A 17,438-nucleotide genomic window follows, 5' to 3' on the forward strand; every position below is an offset into this window, starting at 1 on the left:
CAAGGGATGGCGGCGATCAGTCTACCGCCGAGCAGCGAATCAGCGTTTCCTGATATCAGCCAATCCGACACGCAAGGAGAGCTTCGTGCCACTCGATCACTACGTCACCCTCGGCCGCTCCGGCCTCCGCGTCAGCCCCTTCGCCCTCGGCGCGATGACCTTCGGGGAGGACCCCGGTGGCGCCGGCTGCGGCGTCGAGGAGTCCGAAAAGATCCTCGCGACCTACCTCGACCTCGGCGGGAACTTCGTCGACACGGCCAACTTCTACACCAACGGTCATTCGGAGAAGATCCTCGGCGACTTCTTTGCCGCCCACCCCGGCCGGCGCGAGCGCGTGGTGCTCGCGTCGAAGTTCTTCGGCAACATGTTCCCCGGCGACCCCAACGGCGGCGGTGCCGGCCGGGCGTCGATCACCGCCCAGCTCGACGAGACGCTCCGGCGGCTGCGGACCGATCACCTGGACCTGTACTGGCAGCACAACTGGGACCGCAGTACGCCGATCGAGGAAACCCTGCGGACCCTCGACGATCTGGTGCGCGCGGGCAAGATCCGGTACGTCGGCTTCTCCAACACCCCGGCGTGGGTCACCGCGCAGGCCCAGACGACGGCGTTGCTGCGGGGCTGGACGCCGTTGATCGCGCTGCAGGTCGAGTACTCGCTGCTGGCGCGGACGGTCGAGGGCGAGCTGGCACCGCTCGCGCTCGACCAGGGCCTGGCGCTGGTGCCGTGGAGCCCGCTGAAGAACGGTTTCCTGTCCGGCAAGTACCGGCGCGGCACCGACGTCACGGATTCGGCCCGCGCGGCGTTCGTCGGTGGTCCGTCCGAAGCGGAGTTCGCGGTGATCGAGGTGGTCGCTTCGGTCGCCGAGGAGACCGGGTCGACGTCCGCCGCGGTGGCACTGGCCTGGCTGCTGGCGCGCCGCGGAACGGTGGTCCCGATCGTCGGCGCGCGGCGGCTGGAGCACCTGACCGGCAACCTCGCCGGGCTGGACGTGACGCTGACACCCGCGCAGCTGGCCCGGCTGGACGAAGTTTCGGCGCCGGCGCTCGATTACCCGGCCCCGATGCACGGCGCCCAGCGCGCGATGCTCCAGTTCGCGGGCGCGACGGTCGACGGCGAACCGTCCACTGTGTACCCGCCGCTGCTGGCGAGTGCTGTCCGCTACTGACTGCGGAACGTCCGGCGGTAGGTGTCCGGGGGCACGCCGACCGTTCGGTTGAAGTGCCGCCGCAACGTCGTCGCCGTGCCCATGCCGACCGCCTCCGCGACGGCGTCGATGCCCGCGTCGGTGTTCTCCAGCAGTTCCTGGGCCCGGCGGATGCGCTGGTTGAGCAGCCACTGCAGCGGCGTCGTGCCGGTCGCCGAGCGGAAGTGGCGGCCCAGGTGGCGGGAGCTCATGTTCGCCCGGCGGGCCAGGTCCGCCACCGTCAGCGGCCGGTCGAGCCGGGCCGTGATCCACGGGAGCAGCGAAGCCAGCGGGTGGTCGTCGTGGGCGGGCACCGGGGTGGTGACGAACTGGGCTTGGCCGCCGGCGCGGTGCGGCGGCACGACCAGGCGGCGGGCGATCGCGTTGGCGGCCGCCGGGCCGTGGTCGGCGCGGACCAGGTGCAGGCAGAGGTCCATCGCGGCGGCCTTGCCGGCGGAGGTCAGCACGGTGCCGTTGTCGACGTAGAGCACGTCCGGGTCCACCGTCACCCGCGGGTAGCGGGCGGCGAGGACGCCGGTGTGCGCCCAGTGCGTGGTCGCGTGCAGGCCGTCCAGCAGGCCGGCGGCGGCCAGCACGAACGCGCCCGTGCAGAGCGACGCCACCCGTGCGCCGCGTGAGTGGGCCGCGCGCACGGCGTCGACCAGTTCGGCGGGCGGGGCCGCGTCGACGTCGGCCCACCCCGGCACGATCACGGTGCCGGCGCGCGCCAGCCGGTCGAGCCCGTGGTCCGGCTCCAGCAGGAACCGGCCGACCCGCACCGCCTGGTCGCCGCAGACGGCGAAGTCGTACTGCGGGTGCTCGCCGAAGACCTCGGTGGCGATGGTCAGCTCGAAGGAGAGCATCCCGTCGGTGGCGGCGAGGGCGACAGCGTGCATGTCCGGAAGTGTACGCATCACGTCGTTCCGGACACTGGTGACGACGAGAGGTGGTCGCCAGGATTGCCTCATGACTCCGGTACTGGTTTACGGCGCTTACGGACACACCGGCCGCTTCGTGGTCGCCGAGCTGCGGAAGCGCGGCTTCGACCCGATCCTTTCCGGACGGGACGCGGCGAAGCTGCCGGGCGGGCGGCCGGCGCCGGTCGACGACCCGGCGTCCCTCGACCGCGCGCTCGACGGCGTGGCGGCCGTGATCAACTGCGCGGGCCCGTTCGCCGTGACGGCGCTCCCGGTGGCCGAGGCGGCCATCCGCGCCGGCGTCCCGTACGTGGACGTCGCCGCCGAGATCGAGGCGAACCTCGACACCTTCGAGCTGGCCGCCGACACCGCGGTGGTGCCCGCGATGGCGTTCTTCGGCGGCCTGGGCGACCTGCTGGCCACGGCGGCCATGGGCGACTGGACGGCGGCCGACGAGGTGCACGTCGCCTACGGGCTCAGCGGCTGGCGCCCGACGGCCGGGACCCTCGCCGCGGGCCAGGTGTCCCGGGAACGCCGGGCCGGCAAGCGCGTCCGGTTCGCGGGAGGCCGGCTGGAGCACCGCGACGACGCCCTGCCGACGCGGGAGTGGGTGTTCCCCGAGCCGCTCGGCGCCCGGCCCGTCTTCGGCGAGTTCTCGATGGCCGACATCGTCACCATCCCGCGGCACCTGAACGTCCCTTCGGTGACGTCGTACATGACGGTCGACGCGGCGGAGGGCCTCGCGGCCGCCGGTGAGCGCGACGCGGCGGAGACGTTCGTGGTGGACGTCGTCGTGCGGGCCGGGGGCCGCGAACGCCGGATCGTCGCCCGCGGTGAGGACATCTACGCGGTCAGCGCGCCGCTCGCGGTGGAGGCGGTGGACCGCATCCTGACCGGGCGAACGAAGGTGAAGGGCGTCGCGCCGGCGGGGGAGATGTTCGACGCGCCCGACTTCCTGCGGGCGCTGGCGCCGCACATCACGGTTTCCGACGGGGGGTGACCGCGGTGGGGGTCCGGGGGTTGCCCTCCCAGGAGACACGACGAGCGAGGCTGGCGCGCGCTTTCCGCGCGCGGACCTCGCCCACTCGCTCGTGGGCCCGGAGAGACTCGAACTCTCACTGGCATGGACCTAAACCATGTGCCTCTGCCAATTGGGCTACGGGCCCCTCGCACTCGGAAGCGTAGCGTGCGGCGTGGCCCGTGCGGAGGCGGCGGGGCGGTCGACTAAGTTGGGGCCCGGAAGTCCCTGCGGCGAGGAGGACAAGTGGCCCGCGATCCCGAGACGATCGAGCGTGAGATCGAGCAGGCGAGGACCGCACTGGCGGCCACGCTCGACCAGCTGACCGTCAAGGCCGACCCGAAGAAGCTCGCGGACGCGGCCAAGGACGGCGTGCGCGCCAAGCTGGACAACCCCAAGGTCAAGTTCCCGCTGATCGGCGCGGGCGTCCTCGTGCTGGTCCTGCTGGTGCGCAAGCTCCTCAAGTAGCGCTCAGGCCTGTTTGGCCGGCGCCTTGCTCTCGACGGCGGGCGCCGGCGTCGCCGGGCTCTTGCGGTCCTCCACGGCCTTCGGGAGCTGCTTGCTCGGCGGCAGCTGCGGCTTCTTCTCCGTCGAAGCGGGAGTCTGCTGCTTCGGCACGCTGCCGGGCGGTGGGACCTCGAGCGGCGGCAGCTTCGGGAGCGTCAGCCGGGCTGTCATGTAGGCGCTGGTGAAGTCCAGCGCACTGCCGTTGAGCAGGTGCACCACCGTCGTCTTGGCCTCGCCGGCCAGCTCCTCGACCAGCTGATCGGCCCGGTCCCGCGCGGCGATGATGCCGGGCGCCCGTGCGGTCAGCTCCTTGCCGCGGCCGCTGACCGTGATGGCCCAATCGGCGTCTTCCTGCACGTACGTCGCCGTGATCGCTTCCACCATCTGCCTCACGCCCCTCTCCTCCACCAGCATGCTTTACACAACCGCGACGCGGCCACCGCAATTCCATGACGCGGGTGGGGCGCCCCTCCTCCGGTCGTGAGACTCCAGCACACTTTCTACCGTGTCCTCGATACCGTAGAGCAACTCTGTGTCACAAGACACGACAGCGCTGCGTAACGACCAAATGGCCTAGTGCACGCGCAGGCTAACGTGCACGCTGCCGGAGGCCGGCCCACAGCACGTCCATGGCGTATTCGGTGGCCGTTGCGGGGCTCACTTCGTCGTGCCGCTCGCACCAGATCGCGAGCCGTTCGCACGCCCCGACCACGAATTCCGCGGCCGCTTCGGCCCGGAGGTCGTCGCCGCTGTCGAAGTAGCCGCTCATGAGGGCGGCGATGAGGTCGGTCTGCTGGCGGCGGGTCTCCTCGACCTCGTCGGCGGCCGACGTGCCGATCAGCGCCATCTCGTGCCGCAGCAGCGACCACGCCTGGCGCCGCTCCCGGATGAAGACGAAGAAGGCCAGCAGGCCGCGGCGCAGCGCGTCCTCGGCGTCCACCGCGCCGACCGTCGCCTGCTCGGTGACCTCGCGCAGCACCGCCCGCGACTCCCGGATGCAGGCCAGCAGCAGGCCCTCCTTCGAGTTGAAGTACTCGTAGAGCATCGGCTTGGAGACGCCCACCAGTTCGGCGATCTCGTCCATGGACGCCGCCGCGTAGCCGCGTGTCGAAAAGACCTGCTCGGCGACCTCGATCATCTGTCGCATCCGGTCGGCCCGGGGCATGCGCTTGCGCTTCGCGGTGGTCACGAGCCACACTCTACCGCTGGTAACCTACTCCCAGTAAGATGGACGACGAGTAACAGGAACCTGGAGGGCGTCATGGGCAACCGCACGGAGACCGGCGTCGTCATCGTCGGGACCGGGTTCTCCGGTCTCGGCATGGCGATCCAGCTGCGCAAGGAGGGCCGCGACGACTTCGTCATCCTCGAAAAGGCCCACGACGTCGGCGGCACCTGGCGCGACAACAGCTACCCGGGCTGCGCCTGCGACATTCCGTCCCACATGTACTCGTTCTCCTTCGAACAGAACCCGGGCTGGTCGCGCGCCTACTCGCCGCAGCCGGAGATCTGGCGCTACATGCGCGAGGTCGCCGACAAGTACGACCTGCGCCGGTTCGTCCGGTTCGGCCAGGAGATGACCGGCGCCCGCTGGGACGCCGAAGGCCACCGGTGGCACGTCGCCACGAGGGGCGGCGACGAGTTCGTCGGAACCGCGCTGGTCGCCGGGGTCGGCGCGCTCCACCTGCCGATGATCCCGGAGCTGCCGGGGATCGAGAAGTTCGAGGGCCCGGCCTACCACTCGGCGCGGTGGCGCCACGACGTCGACCTGAAGGGCAAGAAGGTCGCCGTGATCGGCACCGGCGCCAGCGCCGTGCAGTTCGTGCCGCGGATCGCGCCGGACGTCGAGGAGCTGACGCTGTTCCAGCGGACGCCGCCGTGGATCATGCCGAAAGCCGACCGCGAGATGTCCGGGCGCACCCGCGCGCTGTTCAGGGCATTTCCGCCGGCCCAGCGCGCCTATCGCACCCTGCTCTACTGGCTGCTCGAAGCGCGCGCCATCGGCTTCAACGGCCAGTCGTGGGTGATGAAGCTGGGGCAGCGGATCGCCCAGCGCAACATCGACCGGGCGATCAAGGACCCGCAGCTGCGGCGCAAGGTCACCCCGGACTACACGATGGGCTGCAAGCGCGTGCTCGTCTCCAACGACTACTACCCGGCGCTGGCGCGCGACAACGTCGACGTCGTGACCGCGGGTGTGCGAGAGGTGCGCGAGCACAGCGTCGTCGACGCCGCGGGCGTCGAGCACGAGGCCGACGTCATCATCTACGGCACCGGCTTCCACGTCACCGACGCCTTCGACGACCTGGAGATCGTCGGGCGCGACGGGCGCAACCTCGGCAAGGAGTGGGCGACCGAGGGGATGCGGACGCACCTCGGGATCACCGTCGCGGGATTCCCGAACCTGTTCTTCCTGCTCGGCCCCAACACCGGTCTCGGGCACAACTCCGTCGTGTTCATGATCGAGGCCCAGATCTCCTACGTCGCCGAAGCGCTGCGCCTGGCCGGCGGCCAGGCGATCGAGCCGAAGCCCGAGGTGCAGGAGCGGTTCAACGCGCAGATCCAGCGCAAGCTCGCGAAGGGCATTTGGACCCGCGGGGGCTGCAAGAGCTGGTACCTGGACGCGAAGGGCGTCAACCGGACGATCTGGCCCGGCTTCACCTGGCGGTACTGGCTGGACACGCGGAAGGTGCGGCGCGAGGACTTCCTGGTCGGCTGACCGGGCCGGTTCCTCACCGGCGCCGCGGGGCCGGTGAGGAACCGCCGGGATCAGCGGGAGGTGTAGCGGCGAAGGCGGGCGATCAGGTCCACGGTCGGCAGCCCGCACAGCTCGGCCATGCGCTCGAGCGCGGGCAGGTCGAGGGCGACCTCGCCGCCGCCCTGCTCGCCGGCCTGCCGCAGGCGGTCCTCGGCCCAGCGGCGCAGCGGCAGGAGGTCGGCCGAGGCGTCGGCGACGACCTTGCGCAGGTCGACGCGGACCCGCCCGGGCTCGTCCAGGAACACCCGGCGGTGCACCTTGGCCAGCAGGTCCTGGGGCAGTTCGTCCATCGCGACGCACAGTTCGACCAGGCGCACGACGGAGCACTGTCTGGTGCCCAGCTCGTAGGTGGCCAGCGTCTGCAGCGAAATCTCGCTCTGCAAGTGCTGGTTCAGCTCCTTGCGCGTCCAGCCTCGGCTGCGCCGGAGCTTGCGGAGCTCGTCTCCGAGGATCCGCTGGTACTCCTCAGCGTCGATCAGCACATCAATGTCCCTTGCCGTGCGCTCCCACGGCACCTGCGCGGGCGTGACGATTCCCGTGCAGGTGCACCCTCACCTTTATGTAAGTGCGCGGAGGCCCGGCCCTTACGCGATTTCGGGCATGTCTTTGATACCGATTGCGTGAGTTAGGCCGAACGGGTTAACGGCACCGCTCCGACCGGCTCAGTTGACGCAGGGAACGCCCTCGGCGGTGATCGGCTTGTCCTCGTCGGCGGCGGCCGGCGGCGGCGCCGTGGCCTGCGAGGTCGCCCCCGCGGCACCGGCGCCGGAACTCGCGTCGGAGTTCGTGCCCTCGTAGTCGGCGCCGAGGAACACCATCACGTGCCCGGTCCGGACGCTCTTGTCCTCTTGGATGGTCGGCGAGCCGCCGAGCGCGTCGGCGACGGCCTGGCCGGCGTCCTTGCCGCCCTTCGGCACCCAGATCACCGTGGTCTTGCGCGCGGTCGCGTTGGCCGTGTCGCCGGAGGTGAAGCCCCTGCCTTCGAGGGTCTTGGCGACGCTCGCCGCGAGGCCGGTGCGGCCGGAGGCGTTGCGGACGTCGACCGTGGTCGCCTTGTTGGCGGGGTCGGCCTGCTGGGCCGGCGGTGCCGACTCACCCGGCTGCGGTCCGGCGAGCCCCTGCACGAACTGCTTCACCGCGGCCGCGTCCACCTGGATGGCGACGCCGTCCTCCGGCGTCTTGTACTCGATGTTCTTCACCGGGATCGTGCGGAACTCGAGCTTGCCGCCGGTCAGGCCCTTCATCTGCTGGGCGAACCCGAAGATGTCCCAGTTCTGGTTGAGCACGACCGACTTCTTGATCGCCTCGATCAGGTCGTTGAGCTTGCCCGGGTTGGTCAGCGTGCCGGCCGAGAGCACCTTGCGCGCCATGCCGGCCATGAACACCTGCTGGCGTACGACGCGGTCGAGGTCGCCGTTGGGCAGGCCGTGGCGCTGCCGGACGAACTCGAGGGCCTCGACGCCGGAGATCGTGTGCCGGCCCTTGGTGAAGTTCGCGCCGGAGTACTGGTCCTTGACGGTGTTGTTCAGGCAGACGTCGACGCCGCCGATGGCCTTGGTGATCTCGCTGAAGCCGAGGAGGTTCACCGCGGCGTAGTTGTCGATGGTCGACCCGGTGAGCTTCTCGACGGTCTCGATCAGCTCCTTCGCCCCGGCCTGGTTGGCCTTGACGTCGAGCTCCTTCGGGTCGGTGACGCCCTGCTTCTGCAGGTCCTTGCGGGCCGCCAGCATCGCCCGCGCATAGGCCGAGTTGATCTTGTGCTTGCCGTAGCCGCCGGGGATGTCGACGTAGGTGTCGCGGGGCAGCGAGATCGCGACGGCCTTGCTGCCGTCGTTGGGGATGTGCACGAAGATCAGCGAGTCGGTGTTGAGCTCGCCGTCGGCCTCGCCGGCGCGCAGTTCGTCGAGCACCTCGCGCGGCAGGGGGTTGCCCTGGGCGTCGGTGCGGCTGTCCAAGCCGACCAGCAGGATGTCGCGGGCGCCGTCGGCGGGCTTCTCGCCACCGCCGCCGTCGCTGAGCACGTTCGTGTAGTTGAGCCCGTTGACCAGGCCCTGCATGGCGGCCCAGGCGTACCCGGTCAGGCCCATCACCAGCAGTGAAACGACGCCCAGCGAGATCTTCGCACTGCGGAAGGAGTTGCGCCGGGCCCTGGGCGCCGGACGCGGCTGCGGACGGGGCGACGGCGACGGGGCCGCGCGGCGGGCGTCCACCGGCTCGCGGCGGGGTGCGGGCCGGCGCGACGGCGGAGTGCCGCGCCCGGCGTCGTCCCGGCCGGGCTCTTCCGGCCAGGGCCGGGCGGGGCGGCGGCCGCCTTGCCCGTTTCGAGGCGGGTGATCCACGCGGGCGCCTCCTCACTCCATCGATCGGGTGGTGCTAGGGAATGGGACGCATGGTGCCTTCCCCTGGTTGCCGTAGCGTTACACATCCCCCCACGAATGTGTCATGCACCACCCAGTTTCCCGTACGTTCGACGGTTTCGCCTGGTCAGGACGTCGCATTCGCCGGTGACCGAGCCGGTAGGAGGGTTCCCGCGGCGGCCAGCAGGGCAAACCCGGCCGTCACGGCGTGGAGCGTGACGCCCAGGAGGCCGGGCGGGCCGCCGTCGGCGGCGAACAGCAGCGAAGGCGCGCACGCGAGCGCCGTGGCCAGCCACGTGCCGGTCGCCGCGCCGGCCCCGATCCGGATCGTGTGCAGCAGGAAGACCCCGAGCAGCAGGTGCACCAGGCTCTGGATCGGGTCGAGCCGCAGGCCCAGCAGGTCGGCGTCGGCGGCGACCCCGCCGAAGCGGGTCAGCGCGAAGCCGAACACGCCGAGCGTCGCGTAGCCGATCCCGAGCCCGGCCGCGGCCCGGGTGAGCACCGCCGTCCGGCGGCCCGGGTGGTCGGCCACGCGCGGCCCCCGGGCGCCGTGGGTGTGCCGTTCGAACCACCAGAAGACCAGCGTCGCGGGCACCGCGAGCAGCCCGACGGCGACCAGGGTGCGGGGGCGGATCAGCCAGCTGAGCCCGTCGGCGATCCGGCCGGGCAGGTACACGACGGCGACCAGCAGCAGCATGGCGGCGAGGAACCCCAGGTAGAGGCTCATCGGCGCGCGCAGGACGACCCGGCAGGCGCGGGTGACGGCGGCCCGCTCGCCGAGCCGGCCGAGCGGGCCGGCCAGCAGCCCGAGCACGCCCAGCTGGACCAGGCCGAGCAGCAGCACGCCCCACGGCGGGGCGGAGAACGCGGCGGGAGCGCCCGGGCTGCCGAGCAGGACGGGCGGCCCGTCCCGCAGAACGCTCATCCCGGCGAGGCCCGCGACACCGGTCGCCGCGGCCGCGGCGAGCAGCCGTCGTGCCGGGCGGACGCCGTCCGCGTGCGCGAAGGCGAGCTGCTGCGCGAGCAGGGCGAGGGCGAACGTCGCCGCGTAGCGGGGCAACGGCGAACCCGACCAGCTCGCGGCCAGCTCCCCGGCGGCGACCAGGGCGAGCAGCCCGGCCGCGGCGCTCACCGGCGCCCGGCGGTGCAAGGCCAGCAGCGGGGGCGCGCACACGATCGTCAGCAGGTAGACCCCGAGCAGCCAGAGCGGGTGCAGCGCGATCCGCATCACCGTCGCCATCGTCCCCGCCGGGATGCCGAGCAGTTCGAGCGCGAGCGGGGTCAGCAGCGCGACGACGGCGAAGATCAGCGCCGGCCGCAGCAGCGGGCTCGCCCGCTCGGCCAGGTAGTGGCGGTAGCCGCCGCCCGCCTCCTGCTCGGCACGCCAACCGGCCGCGTTGGCATGCCCGCCGGCGAAGTAGATCAGCGGGGCGAGCTGGGCGAGCCAGGTCAGCGGCCACAGCGCCGGCTCGGGGGCCCCGGCCCAGTGCGCGAGCGCCGTCACCGACTCGCCGAGCAGCAGGAGGACCACTCCGCCGGCTCCGAGCAGGGCCCACCGGCTGATCGCCGCCGGCGGGGTGACGGGCACCGGCACCGGCGTGACGCGGCGGGCGTGCAGCCAGCCACGCAGCCGGAAGACCAGCAGGCAGCCGATCACCAGCACCCCGGCGACCATCGGGCCGATCGGGTCGCCGACCGGCGGGCCCCAGCGCTGGTGCCACGAGTTGACGACCAGCCCGGCCGAGTAGAAGGAAGCGACGACCCGGCAGGTGACCGCCGAGTTCACCGGGTTCAGGTCGCAGGCGTGGTGCATGTCGTAGGACAGCCGGTCGTCCAGGGCTTCCCGGGCTTCCGGGCCGAGCGGGTGGCCCTTGCGGTCGGCGTACCGGAGCAGGTCGTAGCCGAGGTCGTGGGCCTTGCACGGCACGGCGTAGTCCCACTTCGTGTTGTCGTCGCCCCACGGCGTCGAGCAGCCGCCGTCCGCGTGCACGGCGCGGACCGTGCCGTCGCGGGCCGGCATCGCCCCCGGGGTGACGCCGCTGAGCGCGGTGAAGTCCTTCGGCAGCCGCGCGAGGGCGTCGGGGCGCGGCCCGGGGTGGACCAGCGCCTCGACGGCGTTCTGCGCGGCCAGCACGTCACCGGTGGGCGGGCCCTGGTCCGGCGGGGACGGCGGGCGCGAGGCGATCAACCCGAACGCGAAGACGATCAGCAGGACCAGCAGCAGCCACCCCGACGTCGACCAGGGTCGGCGGACGCGCGGCGGATCGGTCAGGGCTGGCATGGGTTCCAGGGTGCCAGCCTCGCTGCGGGGCCGACATGGGGATAACCGCAGAGTTTCCTTCCGGCTGTCCGCAAGGCTCGTTCCGGCCGGACCGTCCCCGTGGGACTGGCTCGATGCCGGCTCGGCCGGGATCTCCGCGGAGTGCCCGTACTCACCGTCCGGCCGGTGGCGTAACCGTGTCCGGGGCGAAGCAGACCTGGTCACGGCCGTTCTCCTTCGCCAGGTAGACGGCCGCGTCGGCGGACTGGAGCAGGCGCTCGAGGGTGTCGCCGTGGCGCGGGTGGCGGGCCACGCCGATCGACGTCGTCCGGTCGGCGATGGTCGCCGGGTCGCCGCGCTTGTCCGTCGTCACGATGTGGAGCTTCGCGATGGCGATCCGGATGCGTTCGGCGGCGTCCCACGTCGCGTCTTCGTCGATGTCCGGCAGCAGAACGAGGAATTCCTCACCGCCGAAACGGCCGACCAAGTCACTCGGCCTGGTCACTTCGTCGAGGGTTTGCGCAACGGTGCGGAGCACGTCGTCGCCCGCCGGATGTCCATAGGTGTCGTTAATCCACTTGAAGTGGTCGAGATCGACCATCAGCAACGCCAGTTGATCACCCGATCGAGCGGTCCGTTCGAGAGCCCGCTCGGCCGACTCCGACCAGCCACGCATGTTGAAAATGCCCGTTTTCGGGTCCGTCCGGACGTCGTTCTGGAGCTGGTCGAGTTCCGCGAGGCGATTGAAGACCACGGTGACCACGGCCATCACCGCCACCATCGGCGGGACGGCGGCGAGCAGGATCGCGGTCACCGCGCCGAGGCCGATGGTGATCGCTTCGAGCATGTTGTCGGCCGGACTGCCCAGCACGTTGCGGACCGTGCGGCCGGCGGGTGTTCCGAGCAGCAGGACCCCGCCCACGTACGCGATTTGGATCGCTTCGTAGATGGCCCCGGTGAGGACGATGGTGCCGGACTCGCGGAGGAAGTCACCCCAGCCCGGGCGGCCGAGCAGGTGCGGCCCGAGCGTCGTGTAGGTGAGGTGGGCGAGCGCGCCGGCGAGGCCGTGCGTGATGGACGAGAAAATGAAGTTGTGTGCGGGCCGCCGCGCGATGAACCAGTGCTGCAGCCGGATGACGGCGATGACGAAAAGGATCAGCGGTACCGGCAATATCATCGCGGCGGAAAACGTCCAGACGGCGGTGAGGTCGATCAGCACCGTTTTGGTCCGGTTGCGCCGCCGTTCTTCCTGGCGCTGGGTCAGTTGAATGTGGACGGTGGCGCCCGCGGCCAGAATCCCGAAATTGATCCAGTCGTTTCCGGACGGAATCGGCGAGCGCGCGAACGAGACGGCGAGAATCGCGACGGCGACGGCTTCGGCTGCCAGCATGAACGCGACCTGCACCGGTCGGCGGCGCCAGAGCGCCCAGTTGCGCGGCCAGTACGCGTGCCGGACCCGGGCGGTCGCGACTGGACCACTGGTCGTGGTCGCGGGCGCACCTTCGGTCACGCCCGGTTCCGCGGTGCTTTCCGGCCGCGCCGGTGGCGGGCCGCCCGGTTCGCCCGGCGCGCCCGGGTCTCCGTCCGGTCCTGGATGCAATTGGTCACCTCCTTTCCAGCCTAGTCGCGGTCTTGAGTAATCTCATCGGTACCTGGCAGAGTGTTCACGCATTCCGTAACCGGGTACCATCCCACAGCAACGGATCGGCCAAGGCCCCGGCGGAACTGCCGGGAACGCGGCGCAAAAGGTTCTGCGAGACTGTCCCCGCATGGAGGTGGCCCCCATGAGCAACCGCGACTTCTGAACCACCCTCGAATTGTCGCCCGTGTCGTCCGTGAATGCCATTCATGATCTTGGCCGCACCGGGAGGTGGCTCCTGGCGCTCATGACGGCCACGGTCGCGGTTCCGCGCCACCCACCCGGCGCCAGGCCAGCGCCACCGGCACGGCCAGCAGCAGCCCGGCCGCGCCGGCGAGCGCGATGGTCGCGTTCGCGGAACCGAGCGCCTGCGCGGCCAGCCCGCCGACGCCGACGCCCACCCCCTGGGCGACCCGCAGCCCGGTCCGGTACAGGCCGCCCGCGCTGCCCCGGATGTCGTTGGGCACCCACGTGATGAACGTGGCCGACACCGTGATGACGTACGCGCCCGTCGCACCGGCCAGCGCGAGCAGGATCAGCGCGAACGCCAGGTTCGGCCGCAGCGCGAACGCCGCCAGCGCGGCCAGCGGCAGCGCGGCCAGCACGCCGAGCAGCTTGCGGCGGTGCTCGGTCGAAACGAACCGCGACAGCAGGAACGTCCCCAGCACGAAGCCCAGCGGGTCGGCGGCCAGCAGCCAGCCGACCGCCTGGTCGCCCGCGCCCAGCTGTGCGGCGAGCGGCGCGGCGAGGCCCTCCGGGATCACCGCCAGGCCGACGAGCCAGGACAGGTAGAGCAGCACCCGTAGCCGTTCGTCGCCGAAAACCTGCCGGACGGCGCCGAACCACGGGGCGCCGCCGTCGCCCGCGGCTGGCCGCCGCAGCACCAGCAGCCGCACGGCGACGGTGGAGACCAGGAACGTCAGCGCGTCGATCGCCAGCGCCCACGACGTCCCGATGGTGGTCACCAGCAGGCCGCCGGCGGCGAGGCCCGCCAGCATCGCCGTGTTGTTCGTGATCCCGCGCAGGTCCTGGCTCTGCAGGTAGACGTCGTCGTCGGCGAAGACCTCGCGGCCGAGCGCGTTCTGGGCCGCATTGGCGGGCGCGTTCGCCAGCCGCGCGAGGACGAACAGGGCGAACAGCCAGCCCATCGGCGTCCCGGGCAGGGCCATCAGCCCGATCAGCACGGCCTGGGCGAACGAGCAGGTCACCAGCACCGCGCGCCGGGGGAACCGGTCGGCGAGCTGGGACAGGCCGAGCCCGCCGGCGAGCGCGGGCAGGAACGACAGGGAGTAGACGAGCGCCGAGAGCAGCGGCGACCCGGTCCGGTCGAAGGTCAGGATGGCCAGCGCGACGATGGTCAGCTGGTCGCCGAGCATCGACTGCGTCTCGGCGAACCAGAGCGCGCGGAACTCGCGGTTGGCCAGGACGGCCCGGAACCGGGGGGTCGCGCGCGTCGCCACCTCGTAACCACCGACCCCCGATCGAGTGAACATGGACCGACCGCATTGTGCCTCTCCGGTGACTACCCCGACCGGGGGTGTCACGGTCGACCACCGGAAAGCACACACAGTATGGCTCCGGTCACGCCCCGATGTCCCCTGAATGCGAGCCAGTCACCCCCTCGTGACCGGCGCGCGGATAGTCCGCGCTGATCAATCCGGACTCGCTCGGCGCAGGGCGGCGGCCGCTCGTCGTCGCGCCGATGCCGGATTGGACCGAATGGGCCAAGACTGGACCCAGAGCCGGCCGGGGTGGACGGAGCGCGCGCCGCCGGCGCCGCAGAGCGGGGAGAAGACGATGGACGGGTTGATGCAGGGCAAGGCGGTCGTGGTCACCGGCGCCGGCCGGGGCCTGGGCGAGGCGTTCGCGGTGCACATCGCGCGAGCGGGCGGCGCGGTGGTGGTCAACGACGTCGACGTCGAGCTGGCGGAGCGGACGGCGGAAAACATCCGGGCGCACGGCGGCCGCGCCGTCGCCAGCGGGCACAGCGTGGCCGAGGCGGGCGAGGCGCAGGAGATCGTCGACCTGTGCGTCAAGGAGTTCGGCGGGATCGACGGGCTGGTCAACAACGCCGGGCTGAACTACGAGGCGCTGCCCTGGGAGGACGACGCCGAGCAGGCGCGTGAGCTCGTCGCGGTCAACGTTCTGGGCGTGGTGAACACCGGGCTGGCCGCGATCAAGGCGATGGTCGACGCGGGCACCGGCGGCTCCATCGTCAACATCTCCTCCGGCGCCTCGCTCGGGCAGCGCAAGCTCGGCGTGTACGCGGCGAGCAAGGGCGCGGTCGCGTCCCTGACCTACTCCTGGGCCCTCGACCTCGAGGACGTCGGGATCCGCGTCAACGCGGTCTGCCCGCTCGCGCACACGCGGATGGTGTGGAAGTCCGAACGCTCCCTGCGCGCCTGCCCGCCGGACCGCACGCCGTCGCGGATCGCGCCGGTCGTGCTGTTCCTGCTCGGCGACGGCTCGGACGGCATCACCGGCCAGATGATCCGGTGCAACGGCCCGCAGCTGCACGTCATGGGCCAGCCGTTCCTCAAGCAGCCGATCCTCGAGCGCCCGGTGTGGGACACCGAGACCGTGCAGAAGGCGTTCGACGAGGTCTTTTCGGCCCACCTGGAGAACTACGGCCTGGAGAAGCGCGTCCCGCCGCGGCTGCGCAAGTGGACGGAAACGACCTCACCCCGGACCGCCTGACTGCCGCAAGGGGGCACTTCCACGGGAAAGTGCCCCCTCGGCGCAGGGGTCAAGCGCCGGCCGCGGGCTCCGGGTCGCGGACCGCGGCGTACAGCGCCTCGATGTCGGCCGAATACCGGTCGTTGATGATCCGGCGCTTGAGCTTGAGCGTCGGGGTCAGCTCGCCGGATTCGGGCGTCCACGCCTTCGGCAGCACGTGGTAGCGCTTGATCTGCTCGATCCGCGCGAGCCTGCTGTTGGCCGACTCGACCGCGCGCTCCAGCTCGGCCCGCACCGCCGGGTGACCGGCGAGGGCTTCGGGGTCATCGGGGGCGGCCTCGACGCCGTTCGCCGCGGCCCAGCCGGGCGCGATCTCGTCGTCGAGCACGATCAGCGCCGTCACGTACGGCCGGTCGTCGCCGATCGCGACGGCCTGGCCGATCAGCGGGTGCTCCTTGAGCAGGCCCTCGATCCGGGTCGGCGCGATGTTCTTGCCGCTCGAGGTGATGATCAGTTCCTTCTTGCGGTCGGTGATCGTCACGAAGCCGTCTTCGTCGATCGTGCCGATGTCGCCGGTGGCGTACCAGCCGTCGGCGTCGGTGGCGTCGGCGATGGTGCCGTCCTCCTGCAGGTAGCCGAGGAACACGATCGGGCCGCGGACCAGCAGCTCACCGTCCTCGGCGACCTTCACCTCGACGCCGTCGAGCGGCTTGCCGACGGTGCCCGCGCGGAAGTCCGAGCCGGAGTTGGACGTCGCCGCGCCGGTCGTCTCCGACAGGCCCCAGACCTCGCAGATCTCGATGCCGAGCCCGGCCAGGAAGTAGATGATCTCCACCGGGAGGGCAGCCGCGCCGCTGGAGGCGACGAGCACCTGGTCGAGCCCGAGCAGCGCGCGGATCGGGGCGAGCGCGGCTTCGTCGGTCTGCCGGATCCTCTCGGCCAGCTCCTCGGGCACCGGCTTTCCGGCGCTGCGCAGCTTGTACCCCTGCTGCAGCAGCTCGTTGGCCGCCAGCAGCGCGGTGCGCCGGTCCTCCGGCACGCCGCCGAGCATGTTCTTGAGCCCGGCCACCATCTTCTCCCACACACGCGGGACGCCGAAGAAGCTCTGCGGGTGCACCTTGCCGAGCGCGCCGACGACACCGGAAGGGTCGGCGAGGGTGTGCACGTGTCCCGCCCAGACGATCGGCAGGTAGATCGACAGCTCCCGCTCGGCGATGTGCGCCAGCGGCAGGTAGGCGATGTTCGTCGCGTGCATCGGCGGGTGGTGCAGCTCGGTGACCGCGTACGCCTGGTGGATCGCGTTGCGGTGCGACAGCACGACGCCCTTCGGGTCGCCCGTGGTGCCGGAGGTGTAGATCATGGACAGCGGGTCGTCCGGCTTGATCTCCTGCCAGGACCGTTCGAACTCCCCGGGATCAGCCGCAAGCGCTTCCCGGCCCCGGGCGCGCAGGTCGGCGAAGGAGAGGAAGCGGTCGTCACCGGCGGGGATCGCGGTCTCGTCCAGCACGACGATGTGCCGCAGCGCCGGGAGGTCGTCGAGCACCGGCCGCCAGCGCGCCAGCTCGTTCTCCCCGCCGAGCACCACGACCGGCGCCGCGCTGTGCCGCGCGACGTACCGGATCTGGTCCGGGCTGAGGGTGGCGTACGCGGTGCAGGGGATCGCGGACAGGTGCGTCGCGGCGAGGTCGGCGACGATGTGGTCCGGGCAGCCGGGCGCCATGATCAGCATGCGGTCGCGCGGGGTGAGCCCGAGCGCGGCCAGCCCGCGGGAGACCTCGGCGATCGCGGTACGGAACTCCAGCCAGGTCAGCGTCGGCTGTCCTTCGATGTCGAGCGAGGTGATCGCCGGCCGGTCCGGGTATTCGACCGCGTTGCGGTGCAGCAGCCGCGGGATCGTCTGGCCTTCGGTTTGCTCGGCGACGGACGGGGTGGTCAACGCTGGCCTCCTCGAAAGGTCCGGTTGGCCACACTGTAGGGGCTCCCGGCGCGGGTGGATAGAGAATCGCGGCCAGGTCAGCCGTCCCCGTTCCGCGGCCGGACGCGGTCAGGTCCCCACCACTGTCCACTGTGTACCCGGGCGCGGTCGCGCGAACCGCGCTTGAATGGAGGGGTCACGTCCG

14 protein-coding genes and 1 tRNA gene are annotated in these 17,438 nt (G+C 71.5%); 5 read left to right on the forward strand and 10 right to left on the reverse strand.

Features of this window, described 5'->3' with window-relative positions:
- Nucleotides 1-85 precede the first annotated feature (85 nt).
- Nucleotides 86-1,168 (forward strand): aldo/keto reductase, encoded by a 1,083-nt coding sequence (locus AB0M80_RS06250; protein WP_364559654.1) that lies wholly within the window; start codon nucleotides 86-88, stop codon nucleotides 1,166-1,168.
- On the opposite strand, the gene AB0M80_RS06255 is transcribed toward AB0M80_RS06250, so the two are convergent.
- Entirely contained in the window at nucleotides 1,162-2,082 is a 921-nt protein-coding gene (locus AB0M80_RS06255) for a helix-turn-helix domain-containing protein (protein ID WP_364559657.1), read from the reverse strand. The genes AB0M80_RS06250 and AB0M80_RS06255 overlap by 7 nt on opposite strands.
- Nucleotides 2,083-2,152: 70 nt before the next feature.
- Between AB0M80_RS06255 and AB0M80_RS06260 the strand changes: the two genes are divergently transcribed.
- Nucleotides 2,153-3,103 (forward strand): saccharopine dehydrogenase NADP-binding domain-containing protein, encoded by a 951-nt coding sequence (locus AB0M80_RS06260; protein WP_364559660.1) that lies wholly within the window; start codon nucleotides 2,153-2,155, stop codon nucleotides 3,101-3,103.
- Between the two features lie 92 nt (nucleotides 3,104-3,195).
- Here AB0M80_RS06260 and AB0M80_RS06265 read toward each other — a convergent pair.
- Nucleotides 3,196-3,269, reverse strand: a tRNA-Leu gene (locus AB0M80_RS06265).
- 98 nt (nucleotides 3,270-3,367) lie between these two features.
- On the opposite strand from AB0M80_RS06265, the gene AB0M80_RS06270 reads away from it, so the two are divergent.
- Nucleotides 3,368-3,589 (forward strand): DUF3618 domain-containing protein, encoded by a 222-nt coding sequence (locus AB0M80_RS06270; RefSeq protein WP_004559246.1) that lies wholly within the window; start codon nucleotides 3,368-3,370, stop codon nucleotides 3,587-3,589.
- A 3-nt stretch (nucleotides 3,590-3,592) separates the two neighbouring features.
- Here the strand turns inward: AB0M80_RS06270 and AB0M80_RS06275 are convergent, their stop codons facing one another.
- Nucleotides 3,593-4,012: a hypothetical protein gene (locus AB0M80_RS06275; protein ID WP_364560356.1), complete on the reverse strand. Its 420-nt coding sequence runs from the start codon at nucleotides 4,010-4,012 to the stop codon at nucleotides 3,593-3,595.
- A gap of 205 nt (nucleotides 4,013-4,217) precedes the next feature.
- A complete protein-coding gene (locus AB0M80_RS06280; RefSeq protein WP_364560359.1) occupies nucleotides 4,218-4,775 on the reverse strand; it encodes a helix-turn-helix domain-containing protein in 558 nt (185 codons plus the stop codon).
- 114 nt (nucleotides 4,776-4,889) lie between these two features.
- On the opposite strand from AB0M80_RS06280, the gene AB0M80_RS06285 reads away from it, so the two are divergent.
- A complete protein-coding gene (locus AB0M80_RS06285) occupies nucleotides 4,890-6,347 on the forward strand; it encodes an NAD(P)/FAD-dependent oxidoreductase (RefSeq protein WP_364559662.1) in 1,458 nt (485 codons plus the stop codon).
- A 50-nt stretch (nucleotides 6,348-6,397) separates the two neighbouring features.
- On the opposite strand, the gene AB0M80_RS06290 is transcribed toward AB0M80_RS06285, so the two are convergent.
- From AB0M80_RS06290 to AB0M80_RS06310, 5 genes are all read right to left on the reverse strand, one after another.
- A complete protein-coding gene (locus AB0M80_RS06290; protein ID WP_364559665.1) occupies nucleotides 6,398-6,868 on the reverse strand; it encodes a helix-turn-helix domain-containing protein in 471 nt (156 codons plus the stop codon).
- Nucleotides 6,869-7,048: 180 nt separating this feature from the next.
- Nucleotides 7,049-8,725, reverse strand: coding sequence for an LCP family protein (locus AB0M80_RS06295; protein WP_364559667.1), 1,677 nt, complete (start codon nucleotides 8,723-8,725; stop codon nucleotides 7,049-7,051).
- Between the two features lie 145 nt (nucleotides 8,726-8,870).
- Nucleotides 8,871-11,024, reverse strand: a complete 2,154-nt coding sequence (locus AB0M80_RS06300) for a phospholipase A2 (RefSeq protein ID WP_364559670.1) — start codon at nucleotides 11,022-11,024, stop codon at nucleotides 8,871-8,873.
- A gap of 151 nt (nucleotides 11,025-11,175) precedes the next feature.
- Nucleotides 11,176-12,603 carry a GGDEF domain-containing protein gene (locus AB0M80_RS06305; protein WP_364559673.1) on the reverse strand — a complete coding sequence of 476 codons (1,428 nt, stop codon included), beginning with the start codon at nucleotides 12,601-12,603 and terminating at the stop codon, nucleotides 11,176-11,178.
- Nucleotides 12,604-12,887: 284 nt separating this feature from the next.
- A complete protein-coding gene (locus tag AB0M80_RS06310; protein ID WP_364559675.1) occupies nucleotides 12,888-14,135 on the reverse strand; it encodes an MFS transporter in 1,248 nt (415 codons plus the stop codon).
- A gap of 304 nt (nucleotides 14,136-14,439) precedes the next feature.
- Here AB0M80_RS06310 and AB0M80_RS06315 point away from each other — a divergent pair, with 304 nt between their 5' ends.
- Nucleotides 14,440-15,339 (forward strand): SDR family oxidoreductase, encoded by a 900-nt coding sequence (locus AB0M80_RS06315; protein WP_364559677.1) that lies wholly within the window; start codon nucleotides 14,440-14,442, stop codon nucleotides 15,337-15,339.
- A gap of 49 nt (nucleotides 15,340-15,388) precedes the next feature.
- On the opposite strand, the gene AB0M80_RS06320 is transcribed toward AB0M80_RS06315, so the two are convergent.
- Nucleotides 15,389-17,254 carry an AMP-dependent synthetase/ligase gene (locus AB0M80_RS06320; RefSeq protein ID WP_364559680.1) on the reverse strand — a complete coding sequence of 622 codons (1,866 nt, stop codon included), beginning with the start codon at nucleotides 17,252-17,254 and terminating at the stop codon, nucleotides 15,389-15,391.
- Between the last annotated feature and the right edge of the window lie 184 nt (nucleotides 17,255-17,438).

It is taken from the genome of Amycolatopsis sp. NPDC051045, from assembly GCF_040682955.1.
Taxonomy (GTDB): domain Bacteria; phylum Actinomycetota; class Actinomycetes; order Mycobacteriales; family Pseudonocardiaceae; genus Amycolatopsis.